This window comes from Devosia insulae DS-56 (assembly GCF_000970465.2).
In the GTDB taxonomy this organism is placed as follows: Bacteria; Pseudomonadota; Alphaproteobacteria; order Rhizobiales; family Devosiaceae; genus Devosia_A; species Devosia_A insulae.
Genome location: NZ_LAJE02000257.1, coordinates 12,712 through 26,924, shown reverse-complemented (window position 1 = coordinate 26,924; position 14,213 = coordinate 12,712). Strand labels below are relative to the sequence as shown.

The window sequence follows — 14,213 nt, the reverse complement described above, 5'->3', positions numbered from 1 at the left end:
TCAGCCCTGCTGGTAGCGCGCCCAGGCGTCGGCGCCGCTGGCGTTGTCGTGGATGATGGCCATCAGCCCGCGCACCACGGCGGCTGGGTTGGCGTGCTGGTAGATGTTACGGCCATAGACCATGCCGAGCGCGCCCTGCCGCATCAGCGCAGCGGACTTGTCGAACACCGCGCGCAGGTCCTCCTTGCCGCCACCGCGCACCAGCACCGGGCAGCGCGCCGCCTCGACCACCCAGTGGAAATCCTCGGCATTGTTGGTCGGGTCGGCCTTGACGATGTCGGCGCCCATTTCGCGGGCGAGCCGGGTTAGCGTCACGATCTTTTCCGCGTCGCCATCCACCATATAGCCGCCGCGTTCGGAATTGCCTTGCATCACCAGCGGCTCGATCATCAGCGGCATGCCGTATTTTTCGCACTCGGCGCGCACCCGCGAAATGTTGGCGACGCATTGGCGGAACAGGTCCGGTTCGTCGGGCAGCATGAAGAGGTTCACCACCACGCACGCGGCATCTAGCTGCAGCGCACCGATCAACGGCTCCGCCTCGTTCTGCAACAGCGCCCACATCGAGCGGTGCCGCTGCTTGTTGTAGGGGTTGCCCATGTCGAGCCGCATCACCAGCGCCGGCTTGAGCTTACCCGGCACCTCCTGCAGCAGGTCGGCCTGGCCGTAATTCATCTGGATCGCGTCCGGCCCGGCCTTGACGAGGGCGGCGACGACGGCCGGCATATCCTCGAGCCCGTCGAGGAAGCTCGGCTCGTTGCACACCCCGTGGTCGATGGCGACATCGAGGCAGCGGCCCTGGCCGAACAGGCGGTTCATGCGGACTTTGTGGTTTGCCATTCGGCGGTCCCTGGATTGCGAGAAATGAGGGTGGCTTCGTCGAGCCCGTGCCGATCGGCGAGCTCGGCGAGACACGCGGCGCGGGCTGCGGTGCACCGGGCGGTATCCCAGCCCTTCAGCTGGCCCAACTGCGCCAGCGTCGCGTCGATGGCGGCCATCGACAGCGCGCCGGTAATGGCGATGGTGGTGCGGCGCAGCAGCAAGTCGGCGAGCGTCTCCACCTGCTCGGTACGGATCAGGTGGTCGATTTCGCGGCGCGAATAGCCGGTGCCCGGGATGGGCTGGTCGCTGCCGCTGCCGATCTCGACGGCTACCGGCTTTGCGCCGGTGCCGTAGCGTTCCAGCAGTTCGGCGACGCGGCCCGGCGCAACGCCGGTATCCTCGGCCACCGTCGCCGACCAGGCGCCGGGATCGGCGGGAAAGTCGCGGCCGCCACCGATCGGCAGGTCCTCGGTATCGGCGGTGCGAACCAGTCCGAGGCGCTCGAGCACCATGTCGGCCGCCAGCGCGCCGAACGAGCGGAAGGTGGTCCACTTGCCACCGATCATGCAGAGCGTCGGGATCGCGCCCTCGAGCATCTGGCAGAAGTGATCGCGCGGAATGCGGCCGGTGACGCTGTCGGCGCTGGCCGGCAGCGGCCGCACGCCGGCAAAGCGGAAGACGATCTCGTCATGCGCAATGTGGATGGTCGGGAACACCTGGGCCAGCGAAGCGAGGATATAGTCGCGCTCATCGTCGTCGCAGCGCACGCTGTCCGGATCATCGACGCGAATGTCGGTCGAGCCGACCAGCACATTGCCGAGATAGGGAAAGACGATGCAGATCCGGCCGTCCTCGTTCTCATAGTAGACCATATGCCCGTCGAGCGCCTGGGTGAGCTCGGCATTGGCGACCACCAGGTGCGAGCCCTTGGTGCCGCCCAGCATCGGGGCATTGCTGGCGCCGATGGCGGCATTGGTGAGGTCGATCCAGCCGCCGGTGGCGTTGATGATCAACTGTGGCGCGATCGGCACGCTGGTACCGTCGATGCGGTCGCGCAGCACCAGCCCGCCAGCCTCGCGGGCAATCTCCGCGTGGTTGAGCGCAATGGCATTGTCACCCGCCGCATCGCGCAGCATCTCGATGCCGAGCCGCTCCGGCCGGCTCACCCAAGCGTCGAAATAGGTCGCCGATGCGGTGACCGCCGGGTTGAGCGCCGGCCAGCGCTTGAGAGTCGAATTGCGTGAACGAAATTCATGCGCCGGCAGGGCCCGCCGGCCCCCGGTGAACAGGTCGTAGAGCGTCAGCCCGGCCTTGATGACCACTGCGCCGCGCCGCGCCGGTTGCCGGGTCAGCCCGAGGAAGCGGAAGGCGCCGTTGAGCAGCCCCGAAAACGTATCGAAGATCGGCACCGTGGTCGGCAGCGGCGCCACGAAATGCGGGGCGTTCTGCAGCAGTCGGTCGCGCTCCAGGAGGCTCTCGCGCACCAGCTTGAATTCGCCGTTCTCGAGATAGCGCAGCCCGCCATGCACCATGCGCGACAGCGCCGCGCTCGCCCCCGAGCAGAAGTCGGATTTTTCGGCCAGCACCACGTCGACGCCGTTGAGCGCGAGCTCGCGATAGACCGAGATGCCGTTGATGCCGCCGCCGATCACCAGAACCGACATGGCGGGTCGGGCCTTGAGGCGCGCGATGCTGTCCGCCCGGTTCATGCGATGGCCACGAGGTGCTGGGCTGCCGCCCGGTCGATCACCGCCAGCTCGTCGCTGCCGAGCGCTAGCTCACCAGCGCGCGCATTGTCGATCGCCTGCGCCGGGTTGCGCGCTCCGCAGAGCGCAAACGTGATGCCGGGCTGCTGCAGCGTCCAGGCGATCACCAGCTGCGCCACGCTGGCGCCCCTGGCTGACGCGAGCGGCGCGATCTCGGCTGCAAAACCCTGCGCATGGCGCCGGTTCTCGACCGAAAAGCGCGGGTCATCGCGTCGCTGGTCGTCGCCGGTGAACTGGCGCTCTGCCGACACCGTGCCGGTGAGCAGCCCCAGCGCCAGCGAGGAATAGCTGAGCGTCGCCACCTGGTGCTGTGCCGCGATCGGCAACAGCGTCTGCTCGATGCCCCGATCGAGCATCGAGTAGCGCTCCTGGATCGCGTCGAGCTGGCCGGCGGCCACATAACGCGAAAGCTCCGCGGCATCGAGGTTGCTCGCCCCGATCGCCCGGATCTTGCCGGCCTGCTTCAGCGCGAGCAGAGCCGCCATCGTCTCGGCGACCGGGGTGGTCGGATCCTGCCAATGGGTGATGTAAAGGTCGATATGGTCGGTGCCGAGGCGCTTGAGGCTCTGCTCGACCTCCCAGGCGATGCCGTCGGCGCCAAGATAGCGGTGCACGGGCTTATTGGCTTCGTCGAAGAAGTGGTTGCCCTTGCCGTGCTGCCAGTTGAGCCCGCATTTGGTGGCGATCACCACCTGGTCGCGCTTGCCGCGGATCGCCGCGCCGACCAGTTCCTCGCTGCGGCCGAGGCCGTAGGCCGGGGCGGTGTCGATCAGCGAGATACCGGCATCGATCGAGGCTTCGATCGCCTTGATCGCGGCGGCTTCGTCGGTGCCGCCCCACATCCAGCCGCCGATGGCCCAGGTACCGAGGCCGACGGCCGATGCGGAGATGCCGGAACGGCCGATCAGGCGGGTCAATTGAGTCACGAACGGGCCTCGGAAAGGGCAATGACGCTACGGGCGGTGGCCTCGTCGGTCACCAGCGTGTCGAGATGGTTGCCGCGCATGGCGGCGAGGATCGGCGCGGCCTTGTTGGGGCCGCTGGCGACGCCGATGGCATGCGGGATGCCGGCCAGCTCTTCGAGCGTCAGCGCTACGAGGTTGCGGTTGGGCGCGTAGTCGGCGAGCCGCCCGTCGCCGTCGATCAGGTGCGCCAGCAATTCGCCCGCCGCTCCCGAGCGCTCGATATCCCGCCGGTCGTCCGACGAGGTGGGGAGCAGGTCGTAATAGCTGGAATCGTCGCTGAGGATCGAGCCGATGCCGACGATGGCGAGATCGGCTTCCCGGGCCCGCCGGAGCACGTCGCCCACCGAGCGCATGCTCATCACCATGCTGCGTTCGGCCTCGCTGTCGGCGAACAGCGGCGCATGCATCTGGTAGGCGCGGCCGCCCAGCTTGTCGGCCAGCGTCGTCGCGATGTGGTTGACGTCGGTATAGTGTTTGCCCTGCACCAGCCCGGTCGCCGGCACCACTTCGACATCGTAGCGGCGGGGTGGCTTGATCCCGGCAATCAGCGCGCTCAACCCCTTGCCGCCGGTGACGCAGAGCCGGTCGCCATCCTTGATCAGGTCGAGCACCAGGTTCGCCGCCACGGTACCGACGCTCTGCAGCGTCGTCTGCGGATTGTCGGACACCGTCGGCGCGACGAGGGCCCGGCTGATGCCGCCGATGGCGCAGAGCTGTTCCTCGATGCCGACCAGGTGCTCGATCGGCGATTTGATCTTGATCTCGACCAGCCCGAGCGCCCGGCCGCGCTTGATCAGCCGGTTGACGGTGGCGTGGCTGATGCCGAGCACGGTGGCGATTTCCGCCTGGGTCTGTCCCTCGACGAAGTGCATGACGAGCGCCTGATGCATCTGCCGGGCTGCGGCGATGTCGTCGCGGGTGGAACTGGGGGCCATGGGAGTACTTTCTCTCGCCGGGAGGTCAGGATTTCCGGCGGTTGAGGAAATGATCGATCGAGACGGCAGCCAACAGGATGCAGCCCTTGATCATGTCCTGCCAATAGACCGACACATCGAGCAGGATCAGCGACGAGGTCACCACCGAGAGCAGCGCGATGCCGAGGATGGCGCCGAAGATGGTGCCGGCGCCGCCGGTGAGCGAAGCGCCCCCGATCACCGCCGCTGCGATGATGTTGAGCTCCATGCCGACCCCGAAGGTCGGTGTCGCCGCGCCGAACCGGCTCATGTAGATAACCCCGGCGAGCCCCGCGAGGGTCGAGCACAGCACCGTCACCCAGAACTTCACCTGGCGGGTGCGGATGCCGGAATACTCGGCCGCCTTCTCGTTCGAGCCGGTGTAGAACACCTTGCGGAACGCCGTGGCGCGGCGCAGCAGGAAATCGAACAGCACGACGATCACGACGAAGATGATGATCACGTAGGGCACGCCGTTAAACTCGCCCTGGCCGATCGCCTTGAACTCGGGCGGCAGGGTGAACAGCGACAGCGGCGTGCCCTTGGTGATGACGAGGCAGAGGCCGCGCACGATCACCATCGCCGCCAGCGAGGTGATGAAGTGGTTGAGCCCGACCACGGTAACGAAGAACCCCATGCCGGCGCCGACCAGCGCGCTCGCGCCGATGGCGATAAGACACGCGGTCCACGGGTCGAGCCCCATAAGGAACATCGAGCCGCCGACCACCATGGCGAAGCAGACCACCGAGCCGACCGCCAGATCGATGCCGCCGACGATCAGCAGCACCGTCATGCCGACCACGACGATGCCTTCGATCGAAAAGCTCATCAGCATGGCGCGCACATTGCCCCACGTGGCGAAGTGCGGTGAGGCAAAGCTCATCGCCACGCAGAGCGCGAGGATGATGACGATCAGGCCGGCCTCGCGCATCGCGCCGAACCGCCCCAGCGACAACCCGGTTCGCACCGGCGGCGCCACCAGCTCTTCCTGTTTGCTAAGCGACATCGGCGAAATTCCCTCCTACACCCGAGGCGAGGCGGATCACCGCTTCCTCGGTCATTGCTCCAGTGACTTCGCCGGCGATCCGGCCGCCGCGGATGACGATCACCCGGTCGCTGATGCCGAGCAGTTCGGGCAGCTCCGACGAGATGACGATGATGCCGACGCCATCCGCCGCCAGCTCGCGCAGCAGCTTGTGGATCTCGGATTTGGCGCCCACGTCGATGCCGCGGGTCGGCTCGTCCATGATGATCACCCGTGGCTTCACCGACAGCTGCTTGGCGATCGCCACCTTCTGCTGGTTGCCGCCGGAGAGCGACGAGACCGGATCGCCGATGGCGCCCATCTTCACGCCCAGCCGGGTGCAGAGGGTGATGGCCTGGGTCAGCTCGAGCCGCCGGTCGACCAGCCCGTTCCGTGTCAGCTTCCTCAGGTCGAGCGCCGAGACATTGGCGGCGATCGAGAGGTCGAGAAACACGCCCGAGTGCTTGCGGTCTTCCGACAGGTAGACGATGCCCGCCCGGATCGCGTCGGTGTAGTCGGCAATGGCGACCGGCTGGCCGTCGACGCGGATGCTGCCCTGGGTGGTCGGGGCGAGCCCGCAGACGCCGAGCGCGATCTCCGTCCGGCCGGCCCCGATCAGGCCGCCTAGGCCAAGGATTTCGCCGCGCCTGAGCGTGAAGGAAACGTCGCTGAACTGTGCCCCATCGCTGAGCCGCTCCACTTCGAGCAGCGGCGCGCCGGGCTCCCCGGCGAGCTTTTCGGGGTAGAGCTGGGTGATTTCGCGGCCGACCATGCGGCGCACCACGTGGTCCGGCGTCACCTCGGCGATGCGGTCGGTCGAGACGTACCGCCCGTCGCGGAACACCGTGACCCGATCGCAGAGCGCGAAGATTTCGGCCATCCGGTGCGAGATATAGATGATCGAGATGCCGCGCTGTTTGAGCCCGCGGATAATGCAGAACAGGGCCTGCGTCTCGGCTTCGGTCAGCGCCGCGGTCGGCTCGTCGAAGATCAGCACGCGGCAGTCGAGCGTCAGCGCCTTGGCGATCTCGACCAGTTGCTGGTTGGAAATGGAGAGCGCACCAACCCGCCGCGTCACCGGGATCGGCGCCAGCCGGTTCATCACCTTCTGGGCGGTGCGGTTGAGCTCGGAAAAATTCATCAGCGGGGCGCGGCGGGCGTTGGTCGCCGCCATCAGGATGTTTTCGGCCACCGTCGCGTCCTTGCAGAGCGCGATTTCCTGGTGCACCAGCCCGATGCCGAGCCGCTGCGCCTCAGCCGGCGAGCCGATATGGACCGGCAGGCCCTCGAGCCGGATTTCGCCGCTTGATGGGGCGAGGATGCCGGCGACGATGTTCATCAGCGTCGATTTGCCGGCACCATTCTCACCGCAGAGCGCATGGATCTCGCCGCGCTCCAGCATGAAGTCGACTTCGGCCAGCGCCTGCACGGCGCCGAAATGCTTGGAAATCTTGCGGATTTCGAGGACGTTGCCGCCACTCATATCGTCCTCCCCTAAAGAACAGTCCGGGGCGCCCGCAGGCGCCCCGGGTGTCGCCTGTTACTCTTCGATGCCCTTGGTGCCGCGGCGCTTCAGGTACTTGTCCCAGTAGAAGTCGTCGGCGTTTTCGGCGGTGACGATCGAGAAGCCATTGTCGACGAACGGCACGGCCATGCCGTTCTTGCCCGAGCGGGCGGTATCGTTCATCGGGTCGATCAGGTCGGGGTGGTTGGCCAGCCACAGCAGCATGAAGCCCATATAGCCCTGCATGCCCTGGTTGGGGTTCACCGAGCCGAAGATCTCGCCGGCCTTGATCATGTCGAGGATGTTGGCGTTGACGTCGGCCAGCATGACGCGGACCTTGCTGCCATTCTCCTTGCTGGCCTGCGCCGCGCCGATCGCCGAATTGGCCTCCGGCATGAACACTGCGCCGAGCTCAGGGTTGGCCTGGATCAGGCTCAGCACCGCCTGGTACGCCTTGGTCGGATCCTGGTTGGATGCGGCGCGGCCGACCAGCTTCATGTCGGGCCACTTGGCTTCCATGCGAGTGATGAACGCCGCGACGCGCTTGTCGTGATTGTCCTGGCCGGGATTCTCGAGCACGGCATATTCGCCCTTGCCGCCCATGGCCTCGGCCACGGCGTCAGCCGCGTAGGTGCCCTCGGCGAGGTTGTCGGAGGTGATGAAGCTGACGCGCTTCGAGTTCGGCGAGTCCGCCGCGAAGGTCACGACTGCCGTGCCCTGGTCCACGGCGCGGTTGATCGGCTCGATGAACGGGTCGGAGTTCATCGGGTGCACAAGGATGCCGGCCGGGTTCTGCGCCAGCGCCTGGTCGAAGCTGGCGATCTGCTTGTTGACGTCGTATTCGGGCGTGCCGGTATAGGCGGTCTCGCAGCCGAACTGCTGGCCGGCCTGCTTGAACATCTCGTAGACCGGGAACCAGTACTCGACCCCCGAGACCATGACGTTCATCACGTATTTCTCACCCGGCTCGCACTTGAACGGGTTGGCAGTTTCGGCAGTGGCGTAACCGGCCATCAGGACCGGGGCAGCCGCTGCGATCGCGAGCGTGCTCAGAATTTTGCGCAAGTTTCCTCCCTCTGGCCGAAGCCAGCTCCAACGGTTTGGTGCCGCCGGCCCGCTGGCCGGTGGTCGATAACTGGAAGCCGGGGCTCCTCCGAACCCGTGGCGTCGCGACCATTGCGTGAGGGCCGATTGACCGTCAAGATAATTCAGTGATTGAAATTTATTGCAAGAATGATCGGCGGATCAGCTGAAAATCGCCCGGTCCGCGGCAACGATCCCGGCGAGGTAATCGGCCACCACCGCGACCCGTCTCAGCGCCCTGAGGTCTTCATGCACCACCAGCCAATAGGCGCGCTGCAGCACAATCTGGGGCAGCACGCGGTGGAGCGTCGTGTCCCGCCGCGCCATGAAGCTGTGGAGGATGCCGATGCCCGAGCCGGCCCGCACCGCCTCGAACTGACCGAGGGCGGATGACACTGAAAGGTCCGAAGTCCAGCCCTTCAGCACCTCGGTGGTGTAGTCGAGCGCCGGCGAAAAGATCAGGTCGTCGACATAGCCGACCAGCCGGTGCTGCTGCAGCTCCTCGGCCGTTGCCGGGGCCGGGCGGTTGGCGAGGTAAGCCGTCGTGGCGTAGAGCCCGAGCGTATAGTCCACCAGCTTGCGCGCCTTGAGCCGGCCCTCACGCGGTAGCTCCAGCGTCACCGCGATGTCGGCCTCGCGCCGCGACAGCGAGAAGGTGCGCGGCACCGGCACCAGCTCGAGCCGCAGCCCCGGATACTTTTCCGCCAGCGCCCCGAGTCGCGGCGCCAGGTAGCCGACGCCGAACCCGTCCGGCGCGCCGATGCGGACGGTGCCGCTGAGCGCCAGGTCACGCGCCGCCACCGCCTCCTGCGCACCCAGCATCTCGCTTTCCATCCGCTCGGCGAAGGGCAGGAACTTTTCGCCTTCGGCCGAGAGGCTGGTGCCGTTGGTCCGCCGCACCAGCAGCGTGGTCGACAGCGACGCCTCCAGCGCATCGATCCGGCGCGCCGCCGTAGCGTGGTTGATCCCGAGCGCTCGGGCAGCCCCGAGCAACTGCCCGTTGCGCACCACGGCGAGAAACACCCTGACATCGTCCCAGTTCATCGAGCATTACTCCATGCACAACAGATGTGAGTTCTTGGCGATTGTTCTGCGCTGATTGTAGGGCGATGACCGTCTGGCAACAAGGAGGATGCCATGCGGACCATCGGTCATTTCATCGGCGGCAAGTCTGTCGCCGGCAGCAGCGAAGCGTTCAGCGACGTCTTCGATCCGGCCACCGGCGAGGTAGAGGCTCGCGTCGGGCTCGCCGGCGTCGCCGAGATCGATGCGGCGGTGCAGGCGGCGCTGGCGGCCCAGCCGGCCTGGGCCGCCACCAACCCGCAGCGCCGCGCTCGCGTGATGTTCGGCTTCGTCGCCCTGATGCACCGCGAGATGGATGCGCTGGCGGCGCTGCTCTCGTCCGAACACGGCAAGACCATTGACGATGCTCGCGGCGATCTGCAGCGCGGGCTCGAGGTCGCCGAGTTCGTCGCCGGTGCGCCGCATCTGCTGAAGGGCGAGTTCACCGAGGGGGCCGGGCCCGGCATCGACATGTATTCGATGCGCCAGCCGCTTGGGGTCGGCGCCGGCATCACGCCATTCAACTTCCCGGCGATGATCCCGCTCTGGATGTTCGCCCCAGCCATCGCCGCCGGCAACGCCTTCATCCTGAAACCCTCCGAGCGCGCCCCGTCAGTGCCGCTGCGGCTCGCCGAACTGATGCTCGAAGCCGGGCTGCCGCCCGGCGTGCTGAACGTCGTCAATGGCGGCAAGTCCGCGGTGGAGGCGATCATCGCCCACCCCGATATCGCCGGTATCAGCTTTGTCGGCTCGACCCCGATCGCCCGCGCCGTCTATGCCGGCGCCGCCGCCGAGGGCAAGCGCGTGCAGGCCTTTGGCGGCGCCAAGAACCACATGATCGTCATGCCCGATGCCGATATCGACAAGGCCGCCGACGCGCTGATGGGGGCCGGCTACGGTTCTGCCGGCGAGCGCTGCATGGCCATCTCCGTCGCCGTCCCGGTGGGCGAGGCGACCGGCGACCGGCTGGTCGCGGCGCTCCAGCACCGCGTCGAGCGGCTGAAGGTCGGCCCCGCCGCGGATCCCGCCTCCGAAATGGGGCCGCTGATCAGCGCCGACGCCCGCCGGCGCGTGCTTGGCTACATTGAAAAGGGGTTGGAGCAAGGGGCGGAGCTCGTCGTCGACGGCCGCGGCTTCGCGCTGCAGGGTTATGAGAACGGCTTCTTCGTCGGCCCCACCCTGTTCGACCGGGTCACCGAGGACATGGACATCTACCGCGACGAAATCTTCGGCCCGGTGCTCTCGGTGGTGCGCGCCCAAAGCTACGAGGAAGCCCTGGGCCTGCCCATGCGCCACGCCTATGGCAATGGCGTCGCCATCTTCACCCGCGACGGCGACACTGCCCGCGACTTCGCCTCGCGCATCAATATCGGCATGGTCGGCATCAACGTGCCGGTCCCCGTGCCCCTCGCTTACCACTCGTTCGGCGGCTGGAAGGCCTCATCCTTCGGCGATCTCAACCAGCACGGCACCGACTCGATCCGCTTCTGGACCCGCACCAAGACGGTCACCGCCCGCTGGCCGTCGGGCATCCGCAACGGCGCGCAGTATCAGATGCCGACGATGGCGTGAGGAGGCCCGGAACGGGGTCCGAGGCTTCGCGGGTGTGGCGGTTCAGGAGGTGCTGGCTGGGGCGCTAGGATTCGAACCTAGGAATGGCGGTACCAAAAACCGCTGCCTTACCACTTGGCGACGCCCCAACGCGCGCGTTCCTACACGCTTCACAATACCGACGCAACCAATCGGAAATCGCCGCAGTTAGGCGCTTGAGTTGCCTCGGCACCGAGTCTATAACGCGCCTCGTTAGCCGCTGGCCACCCGCCGAACCCTCCCGGCGTTCGGCACCATGGGTCCAGAGGCAATCTGACGGAGTATAGCGCAGCCTGGTAGCGCACCTGCTTCGGGAGCAGGGGGTCGAGTGTTCGAATCACTCTACTCCGACCAATCAACCCCGGCCTCCTGCGAGGCCGGGGTTTTTTACACCGACAGGGTTACCGACAGAGTTCGCCTTGACCGGCGTATTCACCTGCCGTGGTTGTGCGTGCATAGTCCCTCCCACGAGCGAGCCCAGGGGGATGGTGTGAGATCGCATGCGGATGTCCTGCCGTGGGATTGGGCAGTTACCGAACAGACTTGGCTGCATCACAAGCACGACGCGTTCCTTGTCGGCCGGGTGCACCAGTCGACTTTCGGCGAGAGTCACTGGCTGGAGTTCTTGAATGCCTACAGCCTGAAGCGCGGAAAAGGCGGCAATTTCCTAAGGCAGAGCTATGAGACGTCGTGGCCAGTTTTGGTCGACGCTTATTCGTCTCCGATGCGGGACGGAGATGTATTCACCGCGACCACCCGTTGGACAGCCGTAGTCGAAGCGCTTCGTCAGGGGTCCGGCTTAAGAATGCGGTCTGCTGCGCTCAAAGCATTCTGGCTCTTCCAGCCCCACGCATTGCCTATGTTCGACGCCTTTGCGTCGAGGGGGCTTGTGCTCTTCGAGCGCGCGCGTGGCGAACGTGGTCAAGCGGTCACCATCGACAATTTCCTAGAACGCTTTGAGGCCTTCTATCACTTCTCCGGCACGCAGATTGAGGGTGCACTCGAGCGATCAGGGTCCACCTACCCGTATCGGCGACGGATAGGCGAGAAGTGGTTGTGGCTTGCGGGAAACACGCACCGCGAAGCCATCCTAGACCGCTTCGCTGCCGCCCAGGATGACTTAGAAAGGGTGCGCTAATGGTTGACGCCTACCGGTATGTCGTTCGATTCGACGATGGCAGCGCGCCGAATTATGGGGGCGTCGCCGTCACTTTGGCAATCTGCAAACCTATTATCCGACGGTGTGCCGACGAGGGCGACTTAGTCATTGGCTTCGAGTCCCTGACAGTTCGACGCCGTTCTCGTGCCGTCCGTTGGGCGGGTATCATTAAGGAAAAGCTGACCTTTGAGGCCTACTGGAGAGACGAACGCTTTCGTGACAAGCGTCCTGACACATCAATTAAGGGCGACAATATCTACGCGCCTGACGGCACCGCGCTCGTTCAGGTTCCGAACCCTGTGCATGGCGCAGGAAACGTCTCAAGAGATTTGTCTGGAAGGTTCGCTCTGGTGTTTGGTCGTGCCTGGGTGTTCGGACGGAACGCGCCTGACTTGCCGGAGGCTATGAACCTTCACTTCACCGGCAGTGCGCGAGAGGGGCACAGGCGCAGCGCCCTGTCTGGAACGCAGCTAGCCGAAGTCACCTCGTGGCTTGATCACACTTACCGTTTGCTCGGTCTACCCGCTTTCGCGGATGGCGATGGGAGTCAACGGAACCCTGGGTGCCGCCTCTGCTAGGGGAGCACCCGGCACCCCACTCACTTGGGACGACGTGCCATCTTCGACGGAGTGCCTTCAGATGAGAACTGAAGGGTCAGCGGGCAGATACGCCTCGCTTGCGAGCGGCAGCGATGAGGCGGTGACCCGCCTCTCCAACGGCCGGCGTAATCATGTAGCCGGCAGCCACGTCACCGATCATGAGTAGGCGGTCGCGTTTGTCGAAGAGCCAGAGGTGGCCCACGATTGCGCAAAGGACCGAGTCGAGCAGATCCTGGTCGGCCTTTCGTGGCACAGCAATCGAGCGGTGCGCTTCGGCCCAACCTGTCAGCCCCCCGATCCCGTGAGCCAGCCCGAACTCTGCAACAAACGTGAGCACACCCGACCAGTGATCTAGTCGAAAGGTCTGCCGCCGTGCCGGATTGTATTTTGCGCCGAGCTTCCTACCGCAATGTGCAGGAACAAGTGACGGCAAAGCGAGTGCTGGGAATACCTCGATCAGATATAGGCCTGACGCGGCGCGTCGAGCGCCCTCCGGATCCTCGACGGCGGCCAGCTCGGCTTTGAACCTCCATACAGGCGCTGCATCGTCGAACATACCGATCTTCGAGCGGTTGGCAGGCTGCACGCCGCCGCCGATCCATGAGACCAAGGAGCCGGCGATCTTGTCGACGGGCCGAGAGCCGGCAGCGTTCGGCACGATGGTCGGCTGGTCGAGAGCCACGAGGACGTGCTCAGCCATTACCTGTTCCGCACGCACAAAGGCCAGTGCCTGGGCGAAGGTGACGAGGCGAGGCGGCTCGAAAATCAAACCATCCGGCAACCGTCGTATCGCGCACACGGCACCGGGTGCGGTCGCCTTGTCGGTCCAGGCGGAGTCGAAGCCGACGACTGATGTTCGCAAGATTAGAAGCTCCCTGGCGCTTGGGACATGGGTCGCGCGGTTGACCGATCAATCGTAAGGGGATTCTGTAGCAGGTGGAGAGGTCATCATGGGAAATCCGCGACACTACAGCCTAGAGTTGCCAGATCGCTGTCTGGCGCTGCTCGACGAACTATGGCCAGCAGTCGCTGACGGCAGATCTGGTCGCGGCTACGGAGGGCCGCTGACGACAACCTTCCTGCTGTCTCTCGCAACCCCGATGATCGTGTTGCCCGTGGAACGGTTATTGAAACAGACAGGAGATGAAGGTTTTGCCGATGACCGCCTCATTGATCCCGATCTTGCTGCACGAGCGCAGCGTATCTTTGCTGAAGGCGTTCGTTTCCGGGACTGCGACTTCTTTGATGACGCTGATGGGTGGCGCTACCACTACCACGGGCAGCGGTTGAATTTGGCGAATGGTCTGCCCGATGAGATTGTCGCCTCTCTCGCCACAGAAGACGCCGCCCAAGCTGCTGCAACTGTTGGGGCGCAAACCATGGTTAAGGCTCTGCGCAACGGCTTAGCCCACGGGGTTATTGCCTACCTAGGTGCTGACGGACGATCGACCTACCGAGAACATGCCGAGATGATCGCATTGATGGGCGAGCACCGGGTCGATCGCAAGTTCGTCGGGCTACATGTCATTCGTATTCCCGAAGCTGGCCTTCGCGCCTTCTTGCATCGCTGGGTGGACTGGCTAAACCGCACGGGTTTGTCCAGGGCGCTTGCTGCCTGACTGACTGACATCCAACGCTAGCCCGACTACTCGCTTCGCTCGCCCGCGCGGCCTTCGGCCTTGCACA

At 65.5% G+C, this 14,213-nt stretch carries 13 protein-coding genes and 2 tRNA genes; 5 read left to right on the top strand and 10 right to left on the bottom strand.

The window, feature by feature from the left end:
- The 8 genes from VW23_RS18265 to VW23_RS18230 form a co-directional block, all read right to left on the bottom strand.
- Entirely contained in the window at positions 1-840 is an 840-nt protein-coding gene (locus VW23_RS18265; protein WP_425285222.1) for a class I fructose-bisphosphate aldolase, read from the bottom strand.
- Complete coding sequence (locus VW23_RS18260; protein WP_069910976.1) at positions 816-2,531, bottom strand: glycerol-3-phosphate dehydrogenase/oxidase; 1,716 nt, start codon at positions 2,529-2,531, stop codon at positions 816-818. The genes VW23_RS18265 and VW23_RS18260 overlap by 25 nt, the downstream gene beginning before the upstream one ends.
- Positions 2,528-3,514 (bottom strand): aldo/keto reductase, encoded by a 987-nt coding sequence (locus VW23_RS18255; protein ID WP_069910975.1) that lies wholly within the window; start codon positions 3,512-3,514, stop codon positions 2,528-2,530. Before VW23_RS18255 ends, VW23_RS18260 begins: the two co-directional genes overlap by 4 nt.
- Positions 3,511-4,488: a sugar-binding transcriptional regulator gene (locus VW23_RS18250; RefSeq protein ID WP_069910974.1), complete on the bottom strand. Its 978-nt coding sequence runs from the start codon at positions 4,486-4,488 to the stop codon at positions 3,511-3,513. Before VW23_RS18250 ends, VW23_RS18255 begins: the two co-directional genes overlap by 4 nt.
- A gap of 25 nt (positions 4,489-4,513) precedes the next feature.
- A complete protein-coding gene (locus tag VW23_RS18245; RefSeq protein ID WP_176730435.1) occupies positions 4,514-5,437 on the bottom strand; it encodes an ABC transporter permease in 924 nt (307 codons plus the stop codon).
- A 64-nt stretch (positions 5,438-5,501) separates the two neighbouring features.
- The gene (locus VW23_RS18240) at positions 5,502-7,013 is read right to left on the bottom strand and encodes a sugar ABC transporter ATP-binding protein (RefSeq protein ID WP_069910973.1); all 1,512 of its coding nucleotides are present in this window, start codon (positions 7,011-7,013) and stop codon (positions 5,502-5,504) included.
- 57 nt (positions 7,014-7,070) lie between these two features.
- A complete protein-coding gene (locus VW23_RS18235) occupies positions 7,071-8,099 on the bottom strand; it encodes a substrate-binding domain-containing protein (RefSeq protein WP_069910972.1) in 1,029 nt (342 codons plus the stop codon).
- A 180-nt stretch (positions 8,100-8,279) separates the two neighbouring features.
- The gene (locus VW23_RS18230; RefSeq protein WP_069910971.1) at positions 8,280-9,161 is read right to left on the bottom strand and encodes a LysR family transcriptional regulator; all 882 of its coding nucleotides are present in this window, start codon (positions 9,159-9,161) and stop codon (positions 8,280-8,282) included.
- A 93-nt stretch (positions 9,162-9,254) separates the two neighbouring features.
- Here VW23_RS18230 and VW23_RS18225 point away from each other — a divergent pair, with 93 nt between their 5' ends.
- On the top strand, positions 9,255-10,751 hold the full coding sequence (locus VW23_RS18225; protein ID WP_069910970.1) for a CoA-acylating methylmalonate-semialdehyde dehydrogenase: 1,497 nt from the start codon (positions 9,255-9,257) through the stop codon (positions 10,749-10,751).
- 53 nt (positions 10,752-10,804) lie between these two features.
- On the opposite strand, the gene VW23_RS18220 is transcribed toward VW23_RS18225, so the two are convergent.
- Positions 10,805-10,879, bottom strand: a tRNA-Gln gene (locus VW23_RS18220).
- Positions 10,880-11,046: 167 nt separating this feature from the next.
- On the opposite strand from VW23_RS18220, the gene VW23_RS18215 reads away from it, so the two are divergent.
- The 3 genes from VW23_RS18215 to VW23_RS29825 all read left to right on the top strand — a co-directional run bounded on the left by VW23_RS18215 (position 11,047) and on the right by VW23_RS29825 (position 12,506).
- Positions 11,047-11,123, top strand: a tRNA-Pro gene (locus VW23_RS18215).
- A complete protein-coding gene (locus VW23_RS18210; protein ID WP_084646289.1) occupies positions 11,098-11,907 on the top strand; it encodes a hypothetical protein in 810 nt (269 codons plus the stop codon). Before VW23_RS18215 ends, VW23_RS18210 begins: the two co-directional genes overlap by 26 nt.
- A complete protein-coding gene (locus VW23_RS29825; protein ID WP_176730433.1) occupies positions 11,907-12,506 on the top strand; it encodes an Nmad2 family putative nucleotide modification protein in 600 nt (199 codons plus the stop codon). The genes VW23_RS18210 and VW23_RS29825 overlap by 1 nt, the downstream gene beginning before the upstream one ends.
- Before the next feature lie 76 nt (positions 12,507-12,582).
- On the opposite strand, the gene VW23_RS18205 is transcribed toward VW23_RS29825, so the two are convergent.
- Complete coding sequence (locus VW23_RS18205) at positions 12,583-13,389, bottom strand: DUF429 domain-containing protein (protein WP_069910968.1); 807 nt, start codon at positions 13,387-13,389, stop codon at positions 12,583-12,585.
- 88 nt (positions 13,390-13,477) lie between these two features.
- Between VW23_RS18205 and VW23_RS18200 the strand changes: the two genes are divergently transcribed.
- Positions 13,478-14,146 (top strand): hypothetical protein, encoded by a 669-nt coding sequence (locus VW23_RS18200; protein WP_069910967.1) that lies wholly within the window; start codon positions 13,478-13,480, stop codon positions 14,144-14,146.
- The last annotated feature ends 67 nt before the right edge of the window (positions 14,147-14,213 follow it).